Below are 17,416 nucleotides of genomic sequence, written 5' to 3' on the forward strand. Positions count from 1 at the left end.
ACGGATGGCGAAGACGGGGCCCTTGGACAACTCGGGAGGATTACCTCAGCGAGTTGATATTGCGGATATTCGAGCGTGCCATCGAGACGGCCTCACCGGCACCGCGGTTGAAGACGATCTTGGACATCGCGGTCGCGAATCCGAAGACCATGCTGTTGTTGATCTGCGGCGGCACCGACAGGGCCAGGGGATCGGTGATGATCTCGACGACGCTCGGTCCCTTGTGGGCCAGGGCGTCCTCGTAGGCCTTCTTGAGCTTCTTCGGATCGGTCACGCGTTCCGCGTGGAAGCCCATGGCCTTGGCGACGTCCGCGTAGTTGATGTCCGGGACATCCACGCCGTAGTCCTGAAGGCCGTCGACCATCATCTCCATCTTGACCATGCCCAGGGTCGAGTTGTTGAACACCACGATGTTCAGCGGCAACTGGTACATCGCGGCGGTCGCGAGCTCTCCCAGGAGCATCGACAGCCCGCCGTCGCCGGACATCGAGATGACCTGACGATCCGGGTAGGCAACCTGCGCGCCGACGGCCTGGGGCAGCGCGTTGGCCATCGAGCCGTGCAGGTACGAGCCGATCAGCCGGCGCGTTCCCAACGGGTTGATGTAACGGGCGGACCACACGTTGCACATGCCGGTATCGGCGGTGAAGATCGCGTCTTCGTCCGCGACCTGATCCAGGATCGACGCCGCGTATTCCGGGTGGATCGGCTTGTGCTTTTCCACGTTCCGCGTGTACGCGCCGACGGCCTTGTTCATGATCGTGTCGTGGCGCTTGAGCAGCTTGTCGAGGAACTTGCGGTTGGTCTTGCGCTCGAGGAGCGGAAGCACCTTGTGCACGGTTTCCAGGACGCTGCCCTCGATCTGCAGGTCCACATTGGTGCGTCGGCCCATGTGCTCGGGGGCGGTGTCGACCTGGATGGTCTTGGTATCGGGCAGGAACTGGTCGTACGGGAAGTCCGTGCCGAGCATGATCATCAGATCGGCGTCGTGGATGCCCTCGGCGGCCGCGCCGTAACCCAACAGGCCGGTCATGCCGACGTCGAAGGGGTTGTCGTACTGGATGAAGTCCTTGCCACGGAGGGAGTGCCCGATCGGGGCCCCGATCTTCTCGGCGAGCTCGACGATGACGTCGTGGGAGCCCTTCGCGCCGGCACCGACAAACAAGGCAACCTTGTCGGCCGAGTTGATGGCGTTCGCGAATTCCGCGATGGTCTCGTCGTGGGGCACCTTGGGGGAGCGGCGCAATTCGCCGAGCACCGGCGACTTGGCGGTGGCTTCCTCGTCGGCGAGGTCGCCCGGAAGGGTCACGACGGAGACACCGGACTTTCCGACGGCGTAACGGATCGCCGAGGACAGCACGCGCGGGGCCTGGTCGGTCGTGGAGATGAGCTCGTTATAGACCGTGCACTGTTCGTAGAGACGGTCCGGATGGGTCTCCTGGAAATATCCCTGGCCGATCTGGACGCTCGGGATCTGCGAAGCAATCGCCAAGACCGGGGCCTGCGAACGATTGGCGTCGAACAGCCCGTTGATCAGGTGGAGGTTGCCGGGCCCGCAGGAACCCGCGCAGACGGCCAGCTCTCCGGTCAGCTGCGCCTCGGCGCCGGCGGCGAAGGCCGCAGCCTCTTCGTGGCGGACGTGCACCCAGTCGATGCCGCCCTTCTTAGCTCCGCCGGTCGCTCGGACCGCGTCAACGATGGGGTTGAGAGAATCACCGACGATACCGTAAATGCGGTGTACGCCGGCCTCGATCAGTTGTTGGACGATCTGTTCTGCGAGTTTCACAGTTCCTCGATTCCTTATCGATCGGAGCAGGGACGGAAATCCCAAATTCTGGTCATGTCAACCAGTCCTGACGCCATGCTATTCCGCCCCGAGTCCTAAATTGACCGGAATCACTAGGATCGGGGCGGAATAGTGTTCAAAGGAACTGTTTCGGAAACAGACCGGTGGGACCGATCACCGTTGCGTGGAATCTGCCTCACGGGTTCCGGGTCGGGCGTCCACGGGCGAATCCGCGACGTGGCGACCGGCGGGCTTGGGCGAAGGGTCGGCCTCACCGGCCGAGGATGCCCCGCCAGCGTCGGCCGCCGTGGCGTCCTCGGACCGCGGGGGCGCCTCGCTCGAATCCTCGTCCTGCGGGCCGGGCACGACGCTCAGGCCGCCGGTCGGAATCGCGGCGAACTGACCCGTGTGCAGGTTCTGATAGGCCTGCTCGGCGGCGTCGCCGTCGATGGCCTCGCCTCGCGCGACCATGCCGGAGACCGACCGCAGCGGAATTTCCTTGAGGAACAGGGAGAGGATGAAGGCCAGGGCCATGAAGGGGAGCAGGTACCAGAACACCGGTGCCAGGGACTCCGCGTACGCCTTGACGATGCCGTCCTTCAAGAAGTCCGGCATGTCGTTGAGCATCGACGGCGTCAGGGAGGACGCGGCGTCGCCCCCTGCGCCACCGGCCTGGGCGGCCTGCGCGGCCTGCGGCGGCAGCGAGCTAAACAGGTCGGTGAGCTTCTCGGAAAGATGCGAGGTGAACATCGCGCCGAAGATCGCCACGCCCACGGACGAGCCCATCTCACGGAAGTAGTTGTTGGCGCTCGTGGCGGTGCCGAGCTGGGTGAACGGGACGGAGTTCTGCACCACCAGCACGACGACCTGCATGATCAGGCCGAGGCCCACGCCGAAGAAGAACAGCATCGTGCAAATGACCCACACGGCGGTGTCGGCCGACAGCGAGGTCATCCACACCATGACCGCGGCCGTGACGAGGGTTCCCAAGATCGGGTACAGCTTGTATCGGCCGGTCTTGGAGATCAAGTTACCGGAGAGGATCGACGTCAGCATGAGCCCGGCCATCATCGGCAACATCAGCAGTCCCGAGGCCGCGGCCGAGGTTCCCGTGGACATCTGCAGGAACGTCGGGATGAAGGCCAATGCCGCGAACATGCACATACCCAGGAAGAAGCCGATCGCGGTCGCGATGATGAAGATGCGGTTCTTGAACAGCGTCAGCGGAATCACCGGGTCGCTGGCCTTGGCCTCGACGAGGACAAAGACGAACCCGGCCAGCAGCGCGCCGCCGCCCCACAGCCAGGTCTCCAGGGCGTCCCAGCCGTGATCGCTGGAACCACCGAAGTCGGTGAAGAAGATCAGGCAGGTTGTGGTGATGGACAGGAAGATGACGCCCAAAACGTCGATACGGTTCTGGGCCTTGTGCGAGGGCAACTTGAGGAAGACGATCGCCACGATCAGGGCGATGACACCCAGGGGCACGTTGACGTAGAAGCACCACTGCCAGGAGAGGTGATCCACGAAGAAGCCGCCGAGCAGAGGGGCGATCACGGCGGACATGCCGAAGACCGAGCCCATGACGCCCATGTAGCGCCCGCGATCCTTGGCGGGAATGATGTCGCCGATGATCGCCTGCGACAGGATCATCAGGCCACCGCCGCCCAGGCCCTGGACAGCGCGGAAGACCACGAAGAACCAGAAGCTCGTGGACAGCGAGATCACCAACGAGGCACCGGTGAAGATCGTGAGCGCGATGAGGAAAAGATTCCGCCGGCCCAAGGTGTCCCCGAATTTGCCGTAGATCGGCATGACCAGGGTAGAGGCGAGTAGGTACGCGGTGGTCACCCAGGTCTGGTGCTCGACGCCGCCCAGGTCGCCGACGATCGTCGGCATGGCGGTCGAAACGATGGTCTGGTCCATCGATGCGAGGAACATCGCGACCAAGAGGGCGCCGAAAATGGTCCAGATGCGGCGCTTGGTCAGCAGAAACTTGCCATTGGCGTCGGTCAGCTGATCTTTGCGCCGCGACTTCTTGCTCGTCGCGGGGGCCGCGCCGGTCGCGGTCGATTGTGTCACGGTGTCTCCTGTACGTCGTGGTCCGTCGTTCGCGGAGTGGGCCGGAAGGCCATGTCCGCGAGGTCGTCGTAAGTCTGCATGAGTTTTTGGGGGCCGTACTCGAGGGAACCGGAATCCCGGATCCTCTCGAGGTAGATATGTCGTAAGCCCTCGACGGTCTTGAGGGCCAGCATTCGTTGCGCCTCGGTCAGCTGGGGGTGCCGGCGCTGGAGCAACGCTGAGCGATCATGGAAATTCGCGTCCGTCTTCTTGATGACGTAGTCGATGAGCTTGGGATTGTCCTTCAGGAGGTCCCGGACGCGACGCATGCGGGACGGCTGGTATCCGACCAATCGTGACTGCTCGACGTCGGCGTACATCCGAACCATTTCCAACACGACCGAGGATTCGGGAGATGCGTAGACGCCGTCGACGTAGCGCTGGCGGTAAGCATCCGGGAGGTCCTCGGGATCGAAGTCGAAGATCGCGTCTTCTTTGCTGGCGAAGTAGTTGAAAAAGGTGCGTCGAGAAATCTCCGCACGCTCGGCGGCTTCCTCGACGGTGAAGCCGCTGACTCCGCGTTCCTCGGCCAGATCAAGGCAGGCCTCGTGGATGGCTTTACGCGTCTCGAGCCGTTTGCGCTCGCGAAGGCTGTCCACGCAGGACGGCGTCAGAAACATTTCACTATCGGTCACTCAGTGTATTTTTGCACTACGCACCGAAGGGTGCAATTAGTTTGGATGTGACCTTTGACATGAGCAGATACGCAAAAAGCCGCGCCGAAATCGGCGCGGCGAGTTCACGTCAGGAGGTTTAGGCGGCCATCGGAATCGTTGGGAGAGGGGTGGCCGTGGTGAGCAGGGTCGACATTCCCATGGCCATGGTCATGTCGTTGACCTCCGGATCGCTCAGGGAGTAATCCGAGGCGTTCCGATCCTCGCGACGCGGGGTGGTGACGAGTTTAAGGAAGTTCATCGCGTGGTCCTTTCGAGAGCCGGTCATGCCTTGTGCTGCATGACGTCTACGACTCTACGGACCGCGTGATGGCGGGGGATCAGAGGCAGATGGAGACTCGGGCAGAGCCAGCTCTACCTTTCGGCCTTCGCCTTTTCCCGAGGCACGCCAAAGGGCCGACGGCGTCGTGGAATGGTGGGAAGTTCACGACGTCGCCGGCCCTTGGCGCGTGCCGGAGCACCTGGTGTTGAAGCCTAGTGGCTACCGAGCATCTTGGTCACGTCGAGCGCGTCATCGAGCTGTTCCTCGGTGACTTCTCCACGTTCCACGTAACCCAAGGCGATGACCGCTTCGCGAACCGTGGTCTTGTGGGACACGGCGTGCTTGGCGATCTTGGCGGCGGCTTCGTAGCCGATCAGCTTGTTCATGGGGGTGACGGTGGACGGCGAGGCCTCGGCCAGGAAGCGCGCGCGCTCCTCGTTGGCTTCGAGGCCGGAGACCATCTTCTCGGCCATGACCCGCGTGGAGTTGGACAGCAGACGGATCGACTCGAGCAGGTTCGCGGCCATGACGGGGATGCCCACGTTCAGCTCGAAGGCGCCGTTGGTCGAGGACAGCGCGACGGCCGTGTCGTTGCCGATGACCTGCGCGGCCACCTGGATGACGGCCTCGCAGATCACGGGGTTGACCTTGCCCGGCATGATCGAGGACCCGGGCTGCAGATCGGGGATGCGCAGCTCGCCGAGGCCCGTGTTGGGGCCCGAACCCATCCAGCGGATGTCGTTGCAGATCTTCATGAGCGAGTAGGCGATGCCGCGGAGCTGGCCGGAGGCTTCGACCAGGCCGTCACGGTTGGCCTGCGCCTCGAAGTGGTTGCGCGCCTCGGTGATGGGCAGTCCGGTCTCTTCGGCGAGCAACTCGATGACCCGGGCCGAGAAGCCGTCGGGCGTGTTGATTCCGGTGCCGACCGCGGTGCCGCCGAGGGGGACCTCCGCGACGCGGGGGAGCGCGGCGTCGATGCGTTCGATGCCGTAACGGACCTGCGCGGCGTATCCGGAAAATTCCTGGCCGAGGGTCACGGGGGTCGCATCCATCAGGTGGGTGCGGCCGGACTTCACCACGGAGGCGAAGTCGGAGGACTTCTTCTCGAGGGCGGTGGCCAGGGTGTCCAGGGCCGGCTTGAGATCGTTGATCAGCGCGCCGGTGACGGCCACGTGCACCGAGGTCGGGAAGACGTCGTTGGAGGATTGTGACGCGTTGACGTGATCGTTCGGGTGAACCTCGATGCCCTTGGACTCGAGGGAGCGGCTCGCCAGCGTGGCGAGAACCTCGTTGGTGTTCATGTTCGAGGAGGTTCCGGAACCGGTCTGGAAGACGTCGATCGGGAACTCTCCGTCGTGCCGGTGCGCGATGACCTCGTCCGCGGCGTTGCGGATGGCCTCCGCCCGGTCGGCGTCGAGGACGCCGAGCTCGAGATTCGCCTGGGCCGCGGCCTTCTTGACGCGGGCCAGGGCGGCGATGTGGGCCGACTCGAGGGTCTTGCCGGAGATCGGGAAGTTTTCGACGGCGCGCTGGGTCTGGGCGCGGTACAGGGCTTCGGCCGGGACGCGGACCTCGCCCATCGTGTCGTGTTCAATGCGGAATTCTGTATTTTCAGCCATGCCGCCAGTTTAGGCCGATCAGCGTCCCGTTTGCGTCTTAGGCGTCCAAGTCGTGTGACGAGAAGACCAGTTCGGCCTTCCCCTCGCGCAGGTGGTAGAACATTCCGACCACGGCCGTGCTTCCGTCGGCCACGGCGCCGGAGATGATCTTGGACTGGTCGATCATGCGTTCGGCGGTCTGGCGGGTGTTCGTGCGAACCATGTCGTTGACGGTCGCCTCCCCGGCCTCGGAATTGCGCTCGGTTTCGATGACGGCCGGCATGATCTCCTCGACGAGGTTCCGCACGAAACCGGGAGGCATGGATCCGGACTCGTAGGACTGCTTGGCCGCGGTCACGGCTCCGCAGGAGTCGTGGCCGAGGACCACGATCAGGGGGACGTTCAGATCCGTGATGCTGTACTCGAGGGAACCCATCGCCGCGTTTCCGAGCACCTGCCCCGCCGTGCGGACCACAAAGGTATCCCCGAGGCCCAGGTCAAAAATGATCTCGGCGGCCAACCGTGAGTCGGCGCAACCGAAGATGACCGCAAAGGGGTTTTGGCCGCCCGTGAGCGATTCGCGTCGGGCCGCATCCTGATTCGGGTGGTCCGTCTTGCCCGCGACGAAACGGGCGTTTCCGTCGGTCAGGCGCTGCCACGCTTGCTGGGGTGTGAGTTGCTGGGGTGCATCCGACATGGAGGAAACTTTCGACGTGGGGGACAAAGGCGGTCTCCGGTCTGTCGGAGCGCCCAGTTCTTCGATGGTAGGCCAGGCTAGCCCTGGTCCGTGGACGGGGTGGTCGAGGAGGCCTGGGGTTGCGGGCCTTCCTTGACGGATGTGACGCAATGTTCCGCCACGGTCGAAAACTCGTCCTTGGTTCCGTCGCCGGAGAGCACGATCGTGGTGCCCTGAATATTCGCGACGTACGAGGTGCCGCCGGAATCGTCCTTCTTGCCGGGCTTGACGTGCGTCTCCCAATCGACCCCGCCGATCTGGGTGTGGCCCGTTGCCGGTGAGCCGTTGGTCTTCTGCGCGGTCCAGGTCGGGTTGGCCTTATTGGTCTGCGAAATGGTGATAAACCCCTGTGAGGGGGTCACGAAACCGGTTTCCCAGAATGGGACTCCGTCGGCCGCCCCGGAATTCCACCGCGCAAAATTCGCGTGCCACGGCTCATCGAGCTGAGGGGCGGCGACCGTATAACCCGCGGCCTCGCTCGCCTCCTGCGCGGTCTTGGTGAGGTCGACCTCGGGGCGATACGACTCGTTGTCCGGGCGTGGCACCAGCCAGAGGAACGGGAGCAGGATCAACAACAGCGCGATCATCGAGAAAACCATCGCGCGCAGGGGAGTGTTGAGCCTTTTGGCCTGTGACTCCGTCAGCTGCGGCGTGATCGGGGTGTCATCCCCGGCGGCAGGCTCGGTCGGGTCAGTGGCGCTACCGTCGCGCGGCTCGGGAGGTTCAGGGCTGGATTGGCTCACGTGGCCATTGTGCCGCAGGGTCCAGTGCGGTCCAAGCTGACGGGGCCGCGCCCAGGGATCTCTCACGCAATATTGTGCCCAGGATCATCGATTGGTCCGAGATACGGGCATGTCACATGAAACGGAGACGGGCCTGGCCCGCGCGGGGGAAGTAAGCTGAAGGGGCAACCCCGGTGGCAACGCGCTCCAGGGAGACCACGCGGTGGGCGACGACTACACGCTCATCGTGGATGACAACTTCGAAGGCGAGGAACTCTGTGTCGGAAGTCAGCGAACAGAATAATCAGGCCGATCGCAACCTTGCGCTCGAACTGGTTCGAGTGACGGAGGCCGCGGCGATTGCCGGCGGCAACTGGGTAGGTGCCGGAGACAAGAATTCGGCCGACGGCGCGGCAGTGGATGCGATGCGCAAGATGCTCTCCACGGTTCACTTCAACGGAACCGTGGTCATCGGCGAAGGCGAGAAAGACGAAGCCCCGATGCTCTTCAACGGTGAGGAGCTGGGAGACGGCGACGGCCCCGCGCTCGACGTCGCGGTGGACCCCGTGGACGGCACGCGCCTCACGGCCCTGGGCATGAACAACGCCCTGTCGGTGATCGCCGTGGCTGATGGCGGGTCGATGTTCGATCCGTCCGCCGTGTTCTACATGGAAAAGCTCGTCACGGGCCCCGAGGCCGCCGACCTGGTGGACCTGCGGCTGCCGGTCAAGCAGAACCTCCACCTGGTGGCCAAGGCCAAGCGAAAGCGCATCAACCAGCTCACGGTGTGCATCCTGGATCGCCCCCGGCACGCGAAGCTGGTCGAGGAGATTCGGGCCACCGGCGCACGCACCCGGATGATCCTGGACGGCGACGTCGCCGGCGCGATCGCCGCGTGCCGCCAGGGCACGGGCGTGGACGTCATGATCGGCACGGGCGGAACCCCCGAGGGCATCGTCGCGGCGTGCGCGATCAAGGCGACCGGTGGCGTGATCCAGGGTCGCCTGGCCCCCAAGGACGACGAGGAAAAGCAGAAAGCCCTCGACGCCGGCCACGATCTGGACGCCGTGCTGACCACCGACGAGCTCGTGACCAGCGATAACTGCTTCTTCGCCGCGACCGGGGTCACCGACGGGGACCTGCTGCGCGGCGTGCGCTATTCGGGCCCGACCATCACCACGCAATCGATCGTGATGCGGTCGAAGTCCGGCACCGTCCGCATGGTCGAGGCCGAGCACGTGGCGTCCAAATGGGATAAGTACCAGCGCTGAGCGTCTCCTGAGGCCCGCAACGGCCCGGGAGTGCGGTGTACCACGCTGTACTGACGGGCCGTTGCCGGTAATGTCTGGTGCTCGGCGGCGTCATCATTGTCGATCTCGATGGCGCGGCCGAGGAGAGACTGCATAGGGGGATGTTGTGGCTCGAGGCTCTGGGAGCGGATTGTCCGCAAAGGACGACTACCGCCGTCTACGAGTAGTTTTCCGACTGGTTCCGTGGCGCATGCGCTCGCGCATCGTGGCCATGTTCATCACCGCCTTCGCGGCGTCCGTGCTCGACATGGTCGCCGTGGCGGCGATGTTACCGCTGACCCAGGTCATCGCTGCCGGTGACCAGCTGCCGGGCATCATTACCCGGTTCGTCGTTCCGGTCCTGGGAACGGAAGACCGCAAGACCATCCTCTTCGTGCTGGCCCTCGGCGTGGGCCTGGCCTTCCTCATCAAAAATGGCGCCATCATCCTGATCCGCCGCTGGATCATTCGCGAGATCGAATACGCCCGCGCGGCCACCGAGGCGGAAGTCCTCGAGCGATATCTGGCCGCCCCGTACGCGCGCCACCGGCAGCGGTCCAAGGCCGGGATGCTCCAGATTCTGACCCGGGGCATCGCGCAGGTCTTCGAACAGGTTCTGCTGGGCTACATCACGATCGCCGTGGACGGCATCACGATTGTGCTCATCATCGCGACCATCACCGTGATGTCGCCGGTGGCCGCCGCGGCCGCGGTCATCATTTTTGGGGGCGCCGCGTACCTGCTGGCGCGGGTGGTCAAGCCGTATTCCCTGAAACACGCACACTCCGCCTACCTCCGGGATATGGAGGCCTTCGGGTACCTCAACCCGGCGATCGAGGGGTTCCGGGAATCGCGGATCTTCCAGCGCGAGCAGTACTTCGCGGATGCCTTCCGGAAAAATCGGCTCGAGTACGCCGGCTACCAAAGCTTCCTGCGCATCATGGGCGAGCTGCCCAAATACCTCTTGGAGATCGTCATGATCTTCGGGATCCTCGTGGTCGCGATCCTGCTCTTCAGCGTCAAGGATCAGGCCACCGCCTTCGGCCTCCTGGCCGTCTTCGCCGCGGCCGCGATGCGCGTCGTACCCGCCCTCAACCGCGTGGTGGCCACGCTGAACCAGGTCAGGTCGGGCGGCCCGTCGTTGAAGGAGGTCGCCGCGGATATCGAGGAGCTCGCTGCCGACCAGGCGAGCAGCCGGTCGAGGGACGAGACGATCCTGGAGTTCCCGGACACGGAGATTCAGGTGCGGGATCTGTGCTTCGCCTACCCGGACTCGTCGCGACCGGTGCTGGAGCACGTGAGCGTGACCATTCCCCGGGGGCACACCGTGGCCCTGGTCGGTGGGTCGGGCGCCGGGAAGACGACCTTCGCGGATATTCTGGCGGGCCTGTACGAGCCAAGCTCGGGGACGGTCAGCGCCGGCGGCATCGATATCTCGACCCATCCTCGATCCTGGTTGCGGCACGTCGCCATGGTCTCCCAGAAGGTCTATCTGTGGGACGCCAGCGTGCGCGACCTGATCACCTTCGGCGAGCCCCACGATCAGATCGACGAGGCCTGGCTCGACGAGGTCGTGCGACGAGCCCGGCTCGACTCGCTCTTGAAGGATCTGCCGGACGGGCTCGACTCGATGGTCGGAGACGCCGGCGCACGGCTCTCAGGAGGGCAAACGCAACGGATCGGCATTGCCCGGGCCCTGTACCGCAAGCCGCGAGTGCTGATCCTGGACGAGGCCACGAGCGCCCTCGACAACGAGACCGAGCACGAGATCACCGAAACGATCGACGCCTTGCGCGGGCAGATGACCGTCATCGTGATCGCCCACCGGCTCTCCACCGTGAAGAACGCGGACGAGATCCTCTTCTTCGCCGGCGGACGCCTTCAGGGACGCGGCACGATGACGCAGCTCAAGGAAACGCAACCGGAATTCGCCCGGTTGGTTGCCCTCGGCGATCTGGGCGTGTGAGGCTCCCGCGGGAGGTCAGCGCTTAGCCACGGACCGTACCGAGGAGACGGCCCGCGATCCCAGCTTCTTGAGGCGGGGGAGGCCCTTCTCGCGCAGGGCGTAGGCGGCGCGGAAGGCCCGATACGCGGCAAGGCTGACCGGCAGGTCCCAGGTGCCCGGGGTGGTCACCGCGTAGCCGCCGAAGGACTTCTTGAACCCGGTGAATCCGGCCCACGGATGATTCGGCTCACCCTCGGGCGCGATGCCGAACATGTCGAAGCGCTGAAGGCCCTTGGCCTTGGCATCGAGCATCATGGTCGACACCAGGGGGTTATTGGCGCTCAGCCGACGGTGCTCGTAGGACATCGAGGCGTGCGCGTAGGTGCGCGTGTCCTCGGAGTCGTAGACCATGGCCGCGCCAATCGGTTCGCCCTCCACACGGATCAGATACACCGAGGCGGCGCCCAACGGGAACAGCGACTTGGCGGCCTGGGTGAGGTAGTCGTCCTGTTGCCGGTTGAAACCGACGCGCTCGGCGGTCTGATTCAGGTAGGTGAGCAGGACCGACACATCGGCGGGGTCGTGAGACTCCTCGAAGGTCACGGCCTTCTTGTGGATATTTCGGTGCAGATTCCGGTTGGTCGACTTCATGCCCTTCAGGATGGCGTCTTCATCCTGGGTCAGGTCCACCATCCAGGTGTGGCTGGGCTGGATCTGACGCGGGGAGAAATACATCCCGCGGCTCGTGAGATCCTCAACGGGATCCGAGCCCACCGGGAACATGGTGTCTTCGGTCGGTTCGACGCGAACGAAGAGGCACTTCTTGCTGGCCGCCAGCCGCCGCAGGTCGTCCAGGGCCTGGGTGAAGGCCTGGGGAGACTCGGCGATGGGGCCGTACGGGCAGTACAGGTAGCGACCGGCGCGGCCACCCTCCAGGATCGCAAGGTAGGAATAACCGTCTCCGGTCTTCTGAAAAACCTCGTGTCCCAGATCGCGCTGAAAAGTGGCCCATGCGTCTGACTGCAGAATCGTGCTCATTCTTTTCATCCTATGGCTTTAGGGGACCGAACAGGTTCCGTTCTCCGTGAGCTCCGCCGCCAGCTGGACGTCGACGGTGCTCGAGGCGCCGTGCGTCGAGGACTGCTGGGCGGTGGTCACGCCGAGCGGCTGGAGCAGGGACATGGGGGAGACCGCCGAGACGGGCGCGACGCCGGTCCCGGAGCCCGCCGCCTGAGGGCTGCTGCCGTCATTCGTGTCGGGGGTCTTGCCGTCCTTCGAGTCCTGAATGACCTTCGCCACGGAGGAGTGGAACTGATCGAAGTCGGGATAGGTCGGGAAGGTGTCCGGGAAATAGGGCGGGGCCATGCCGTACTGGATCAGCGAGTGGTCTTTGGACTGGATGCCCAAGTCGACAAACGTCGAGAGCTGTTTCTCGGGAATGTCGGTTTCGATGATCTTCTGCCCGGCGTTCGAGATGTCTTGGAACCGGGTCAGGACCGTCGCGGGATCCAGCTGCTTGAGCATGGCCGATTGCACGCAGCGCTGGCGTGCCTCGCGGTCGTAGTCGGATGCGCCTTCGCGGGAGCGTCCGTACCAGAGCGCGTGGAAACCATCCAGGTGCTGTCTGCCGGGCTCGATGTATCCGTCGATGGGGTTCGGTGCGCCGGTGATCTCATCGTGGCCGCCGCCGATCGGAACGCGGCCGCCCACGTTGATGTCGATCCCGCCCATCGAATCGATGAGGTTGGCGAACCCGTCCATATCGACCAGGACGTACGCCTGGATCGGCAGCCCGGTGATGCCCTCGGCGGCGTCCTTCATGGCCTCGGCGCCGGGATCGGAGGCATTGGGGTAGAGGTCTTTGTGATTATTCGCCACGTCGGGATAGAGCGCGTTGAGGATGCACTCGTCGCCGCAGTTGTAGCCGTCCGGGTAGATCTTCCACAGCGGGGAGTCCTTGGAGAACTGGGCGTTCTGCGTATTGCGCGGCAGCGAGATCGTCACGGCCTGCCCGGTCTTGGCGTCCACGCTGAAGACGGTCATCGAGTCCGGGCGCCGGCCCACGCGGTCGCTCCCGGCGTCGCCTCCCATGAGGAGGAAGTTATACCGACCATCGACCGGCTTGACCTTGTCACCCGAGGCGAAGATGTTGCTGACGGCCCCGCGACCGACCCCCACGAGGTATGCGGTATAGCCCACGCCGCCGGCGGTCACGAACAGTAGCACCACGAAGCCAATGATGACGGCCGGGCGCATGCCTTTGGCCAGGAGCACCGGCCGAATGAGCCGAAGGGTATCGACGAAGAGCAAGGCCCAGAACAACGCCAGGGCGATCAGCACGATCACCAGGACCAGGGACATGAACGATCCGGTGACCAGATCGATGACCCACGCCCGGTGAATCAGGTAAACCAGGAACAGCAGGATGATCAGGGCCCACACGCTGAGGGTCACGGTCAGGCCGATGCGGCCCAACCGCCGGTGGCCGGCCACCAGCTGCGCTGACCCCGGGATCAGGGTGGTCAGCAACAACAGCAGCCAGGCCCGTTTGGTGCGCGTGACAGCCCCACCCGAGCGCGGATTCCTGAGCGGATCCGTCAAGCGGGTGCTGCCGACGCTCTCGTCCAGGCCTCGGGCGGCCTCGATCTTGTCGGAGTGGTCCTGGTTACTGGAGGAAGTAGTCATGATCGAGGTCGATCCTACCGTCTGACATGCGCAAATACCCCGATATCGGGTCAAGGCGCGAGGGGAAGTGTGCCGGGTGTCGAATTACGGGGCGTAGGCCGCGGCGGGGCCGTCACCGCGGTCCTCGTCCTCCGGCGCCTTGGGTGCGGCGGCCGGGCGATCTTCCTCCGCGGGGTCCCGGCGCGCGGCGACCTTGGCGCTCAGCGCGAGTCCCTTATTGCGGGCAGTCTCCGAGAGGTTTGCCGCGAATTCCCCGAGTTCGCCGCGGATCTCCTGGCCCTCACGCGTGGCGGCGGAGCCGAGAATCCGGGCGGCCAGGAGGCCGGCGTTCTTCGCGCCATTGATCGAGACCGTGGCCACCGGCACGCCCGCGGGCATCTGAACGATGGACAGCAGGGAATCCATGCCGTCGAGGGTCTTGAGCTGAACCGGGACGCCGATCACGGGCAACACGGTCACGGAGGCCAACATGCCCGGCAAATGCGCCGCGCCGCCCGCGCCCGCGATGATCACCCGGAGACCGCGTTGCTCGGCCGATTTGCCGTACGCGATCATTTCCTCGGGCATCCGGTGTGCCGAGACCACCTTGGCCTCGTACGCAATTCCGAAGTCCTCGAGGACGTCGGCGGCTGCCTCCAGGGTTGGCCAGTCCGAATCGGACCCCATGACGAGGCCGACGAGAGGGGTTTCCTGCGTGGGGCTCATGTGTGCTCCTTCGTGGTGCTGGTGACCGGGTCGGATGCCCGGCCGGGCTGGAGGGTGGGCGCTAATCCCACTCCCGGGTCGGGTAGTCGCGGATTCCCTCGGCGGCCCCGCGCGCAATCCGGCGGAGCGATTCCACCTCGTCGTGGGAACCGGTGACGTTGACGTGGCCGACCTTCCGGCCTTCGCGCACGGACTTACCGTAGGTGTGGATCTTGGCCCGCGGGAATTCGGCCATCACACTGGGATAGGCCGCAAAGAGATTCGGGTTGCTTCCGCCTAAGAAATTCTTCATCACGCTGACCGGAGCCACGCGATCCGTCGACCCGAGGGGAAGATCCAGGACCGCCCGGAGATGCTGCTCGAACTGGCTCGTGACCGACCCGTCTTGGGTCCAGTGCCCGGAGTTGTGGGGGCGCATCGCGAGCTCGTTGACCAGGAACCCGGGGCCGCGTCCGGGGGTCTCAAACAGCTCGGCCGCCATCACGCCCGTGACGTCGAGTTCCTCGGCGATGCGCCGGGCCGCGTCGCTCGCGGCCTTCGCGGTCTCCTCGGGAAGGCCCGGCGCGGGAACGATGACCTCGTCGCACACCGAGTTGACCTGAATCGACTCCGCGACCTCCCACGCGGCGATTTGGCCGCTGGGCCGGCGGGCCACCAGCGCGGAGAGCTCGCGGGAGAATTCGACCTTCTCCTCCGCCAGGAGGGCCCCGTCGGTCCATCCCGCGTCCTGGGCCCGTCGGAACCAGTCGGCCACGTCGGCCGAGTCGACCTCGTGGGCTTCGACGAGCATGACGCCCTTGCCGTCGTATCCGCCGCGCGGGGTCTTGAGGACCACCGGCCAGCCTGCCTCCTCGCCGAAGGAGTGTAGCTCTGCGGGGGAGGAGACCGCCGCCCAGCGGGGGTTGGGCAATCCGAGGCGATCCACGGCCCGGCGCATCGCGATCTTGTCCTGGGCATGGATCAACGCGCCGGGGCCGGGATGCACGGCTACGCCGTCGGTCAAGAGCGCCCGAAGGTGTTCGGTGGGCACGTGCTCGTGGTCGAAGGTCACCACATCGACGCCGCGGGAGAATTCGCGAAGGGCCGTCAGATCCGTGTAGTCGCCCACGGGGGAATGGGGAACGACGGCCGCGGCGCATACCTCGGGGGATTCGGCGAGGACGCGGAGCTCGATTCCTAGCTCGCTGGCAACGGGCGCCATCATGCGGGCGAGCTGGCCGCCCCCGATGACGCCGACAATGGGTCCGGTACTGGGAAAATTCACGCTTCCAGGCTACCTGCTGAGGGTGCTCTGGGTGACGGATGCGTCATTTTCCTGCGCAGGATTTCTTCCCGTCCCGGGTAGACTCACCGTGAGCATTGGGCCTCCGCACGAGGTGCGGACCCCATCATCGCGGCCAGTCGCCCGGAAAATCTCGCGCACCGTGCGGCCGGTTGCGGCCTTCCTGCCCCCAATCACGTGGAGTCTGAGTGTCGACCATTGCTGAGAAAGTCCATGGACTGTGGAACCTCTTCCTGAAAGAGGTCCTGAAGTTTGGGATCGTCGGCGCCCTGGCCTTCGTCGTCAATGCCGGTGTCACGCTTCTGCTGATGAACACCGTGTTCGAGGCAGAAGGGCACGTGAAGGCGAAGTTCATCGCCGGCATCGTGGCGACGATCTTTTCGTGGATCGTCAATCGCCTGTGGACCTTCCGCGACAAGCGGCAGCAGAACAAGCTGCGGGAAGCCGTCCAATTTGCCGTGGTCAACCTCATCGGCATCGGCGTGGAATCCGGGTGCGTGCTCTTCACCTTCTACGTCTTGGGCATGACCTCGAAGGAAGCCTCTTTCATCTCCGGAACGATCATCGGCACGATCCTGGGCACCATCGTCCGGTATTTCGCCTACCGGTTCTGGGTCTACGGGGACGAATCCAAGACCAAATCGGCGGTCTCCGAGGAGGACATGACGCGGGAGGAACGCGTCGGCCGCTTCGTGGCCGAAGCCACCGAAATCGTCACCGGCTCGATGGACGCGCGCGAGATCGCGCGGCACTCAAAACCCTCGAGTCAGGGCCCCCGCGACGCCGATCGGCCGGAGTCCTAGCCCCGCCTGTCGCGCGGCGTGCGGGAGGCGATCACGGCGCCGTGAGGCTGCGCGTGGCCCGCTCATCGCGGCAGATCGAGGCCGCGCGGTCTTCCTCGGAGGCGACCGACGGATCCAGGAGGACGACGGCCCGCCCGGTCGCCAGGATGCCGCAACACCAGGCGAGAAACTCCAGGTTGAGGTGCCCGGCCGGGACGACCACCTGAACCGCCTGTTCCTCGAGATCGCCCAGTTCCTCGGCCCACGAGGCGGCCCGATCGAGCCATTGCCTGACCGTGGTCTCGCCGCCTGCAGAACCATCGGCGGGTGCGTTGAGCACGTGATCCGAGGCGACGGCGTCGATCGGGTCGAAGACGTCACCGAAGGACCTGATCTCGGCGCAATAGTCGAGCGAGCCGTCCGGCAAGTTCTCGGACGGGCCGTCGTAGGACATCGCGAGGGATCCGCGGCCCATGAAGACGGCGATGTCGGCGGCGTCGGCCGCCGGGTCGTGGTCAAAGCCCAGCCAGAACGCGGGGGCCTCGTCGGCGGTTACGGTGCACCCCGCCCGAAGCGCGCCGAGGGTTGCCGCGATGCTACGCCAGTGCGCCGTCGCGTGGACGGCGATCGAGTCGCCGTGGACCGCGTCGAGTTCGTCGACGAAGAGGTTCGCCGATTTCGCGATCCAGTTTTCCAGGACCTTGCCCGAGAGCTCGATGCGCTCGCCCCCGACGCCGTACCAAATGATGGCGGGCCGCGGCGATGCCGACAGCGCGCGGGAGAAGGTTTCCAGATTGGCCCAAGACGAGGGCGTGGCGAAATGGCTCATGGG

At 65.1% G+C, this 17,416-nt stretch carries 15 protein-coding genes; 3 read left to right on the forward strand and 12 right to left on the reverse strand.

Going from position 1 to position 17,416, the window contains the following annotated elements; genetic code table 11:
- Positions 1–40: 40 nt before the first annotated feature.
- From CURSPS6_RS09975 to CURSPS6_RS10000, 7 genes are all read right to left on the reverse strand, one after another.
- Positions 41–1,786: a pyruvate dehydrogenase gene (locus CURSPS6_RS09975; RefSeq protein WP_030015900.1), complete on the reverse strand. Its 1,746-nt coding sequence runs from the start codon at positions 1,784–1,786 to the stop codon at positions 41–43.
- 174 nt (positions 1,787–1,960) lie between these two features.
- Entirely contained in the window at positions 1,961–3,724 is a 1,764-nt protein-coding gene (locus tag CURSPS6_RS09980) for an MDR family MFS transporter (protein ID WP_416371675.1), read from the reverse strand.
- A 137-nt stretch (positions 3,725–3,861) separates the two neighbouring features.
- Entirely contained in the window at positions 3,862–4,539 is a 678-nt protein-coding gene (locus tag CURSPS6_RS09985; RefSeq protein ID WP_235503746.1) for a TetR/AcrR family transcriptional regulator, read from the reverse strand.
- Positions 4,540–4,657: 118 nt separating this feature from the next.
- Positions 4,658–4,819 (reverse strand): hypothetical protein, encoded by a 162-nt coding sequence (locus tag CURSPS6_RS12645; protein WP_160319792.1) that lies wholly within the window; start codon positions 4,817–4,819, stop codon positions 4,658–4,660.
- A 233-nt stretch (positions 4,820–5,052) separates the two neighbouring features.
- A complete protein-coding gene (locus CURSPS6_RS09990) occupies positions 5,053–6,459 on the reverse strand; it encodes a class II fumarate hydratase (protein WP_030015904.1) in 1,407 nt (468 codons plus the stop codon).
- 37 nt (positions 6,460–6,496) lie between these two features.
- Complete coding sequence (locus tag CURSPS6_RS09995) at positions 6,497–7,135, reverse strand: carbonic anhydrase (protein WP_030015905.1); 639 nt, start codon at positions 7,133–7,135, stop codon at positions 6,497–6,499.
- A gap of 77 nt (positions 7,136–7,212) precedes the next feature.
- Entirely contained in the window at positions 7,213–7,917 is a 705-nt protein-coding gene (locus CURSPS6_RS10000; RefSeq protein ID WP_055725746.1) for a DUF4245 domain-containing protein, read from the reverse strand.
- 257 nt (positions 7,918–8,174) lie between these two features.
- Here CURSPS6_RS10000 and glpX point away from each other — a divergent pair, with 257 nt between their 5' ends.
- On the forward strand, positions 8,175–9,167 hold the full coding sequence (gene glpX, locus CURSPS6_RS10005) for a class II fructose-bisphosphatase (RefSeq protein WP_030015908.1): 993 nt from the start codon (positions 8,175–8,177) through the stop codon (positions 9,165–9,167).
- 169 nt (positions 9,168–9,336) lie between these two features.
- The gene (locus tag CURSPS6_RS10010; protein WP_152978132.1) at positions 9,337–11,151 is read left to right on the forward strand and encodes an ABC transporter ATP-binding protein; all 1,815 of its coding nucleotides are present in this window, start codon (positions 9,337–9,339) and stop codon (positions 11,149–11,151) included.
- Positions 11,152–11,166: 15 nt separating this feature from the next.
- Here CURSPS6_RS10010 and CURSPS6_RS10015 read toward each other — a convergent pair whose 3' ends face one another.
- From CURSPS6_RS10015 to CURSPS6_RS10030, 4 genes are all read right to left on the reverse strand, one after another.
- Positions 11,167–12,168, reverse strand: coding sequence for a lipid II:glycine glycyltransferase FemX (locus tag CURSPS6_RS10015; protein WP_030015911.1), 1,002 nt, complete (start codon positions 12,166–12,168; stop codon positions 11,167–11,169).
- Between the two features lie 18 nt (positions 12,169–12,186).
- A complete protein-coding gene (locus CURSPS6_RS10020; protein WP_051687895.1) occupies positions 12,187–13,815 on the reverse strand; it encodes an LCP family protein in 1,629 nt (542 codons plus the stop codon).
- Between the two features lie 84 nt (positions 13,816–13,899).
- Positions 13,900–14,520: a 5-(carboxyamino)imidazole ribonucleotide mutase gene (gene purE, locus CURSPS6_RS10025; protein ID WP_051687896.1), complete on the reverse strand. Its 621-nt coding sequence runs from the start codon at positions 14,518–14,520 to the stop codon at positions 13,900–13,902.
- Positions 14,521–14,581: 61 nt separating this feature from the next.
- Complete coding sequence (locus CURSPS6_RS10030; protein ID WP_235503760.1) at positions 14,582–15,724, reverse strand: 5-(carboxyamino)imidazole ribonucleotide synthase; 1,143 nt, start codon at positions 15,722–15,724, stop codon at positions 14,582–14,584.
- A 266-nt stretch (positions 15,725–15,990) separates the two neighbouring features.
- Between CURSPS6_RS10030 and CURSPS6_RS10035 the strand changes: the two genes are divergently transcribed.
- Positions 15,991–16,605 carry a GtrA family protein gene (locus CURSPS6_RS10035; RefSeq protein ID WP_035811046.1) on the forward strand — a complete coding sequence of 205 codons (615 nt, stop codon included), beginning with the start codon at positions 15,991–15,993 and terminating at the stop codon, positions 16,603–16,605.
- A 31-nt stretch (positions 16,606–16,636) separates the two neighbouring features.
- On the opposite strand, the gene CURSPS6_RS10040 is transcribed toward CURSPS6_RS10035, so the two are convergent.
- Positions 16,637–17,413 (reverse strand): TIGR03089 family protein, encoded by a 777-nt coding sequence (locus CURSPS6_RS10040; protein WP_051687897.1) that lies wholly within the window; start codon positions 17,411–17,413, stop codon positions 16,637–16,639.
- Positions 17,414–17,416 lie beyond the last annotated feature (3 nt).

It is taken from the genome of Curtobacterium sp. S6 (genome assembly GCF_000710345.2).
In the GTDB taxonomy this organism is placed as follows: domain Bacteria; phylum Actinomycetota; class Actinomycetes; order Actinomycetales; family Micrococcaceae; genus Rothia.

What these genes read in the sequence shown, in the direction of transcription:
- CURSPS6_RS10040 (WP_051687897.1), bottom strand. Translation starts at nt 17,413, where the DNA reads ATGAGCCATTTCGCCACGCCCTCGTCTTGGGCCAATCTGGAAACCTTC.
- CURSPS6_RS10020 (WP_051687895.1), bottom strand. Translation starts at nt 13,815, where the DNA reads ATGACTACTTCCTCCAGTAACCAGGACCACTCCGACAAGATCGAGGCC.
- CURSPS6_RS09980 (WP_416371675.1), bottom strand. Translation starts at nt 3,724, where the DNA reads ATGTTCCTCGCATCGATGGACCAGACCATCGTTTCGACCGCCATGCCG.
- CURSPS6_RS12645 (WP_160319792.1), bottom strand. Translation starts at nt 4,819, where the DNA reads ATGAACTTCCTTAAACTCGTCACCACCCCGCGTCGCGAGGATCGGAAC.
- CURSPS6_RS10015 (WP_030015911.1), bottom strand. Translation starts at nt 12,168, where the DNA reads ATGAGCACGATTCTGCAGTCAGACGCATGGGCCACTTTTCAGCGCGAT.
- purE (WP_051687896.1), bottom strand. Translation starts at nt 14,520, where the DNA reads ATGAGCCCCACGCAGGAAACCCCTCTCGTCGGCCTCGTCATGGGGTCC.
- CURSPS6_RS09995 (WP_030015905.1), bottom strand. Translation starts at nt 7,135, where the DNA reads ATGTCGGATGCACCCCAGCAACTCACACCCCAGCAAGCGTGGCAGCGC.
- CURSPS6_RS09990 (WP_030015904.1), bottom strand. Translation starts at nt 6,459, where the DNA reads ATGGCTGAAAATACAGAATTCCGCATTGAACACGACACGATGGGCGAG.
- CURSPS6_RS10030 (WP_235503760.1), bottom strand. Translation starts at nt 15,724, where the DNA reads ATGATGGCGCCCGTTGCCAGCGAGCTAGGAATCGAGCTCCGCGTCCTC.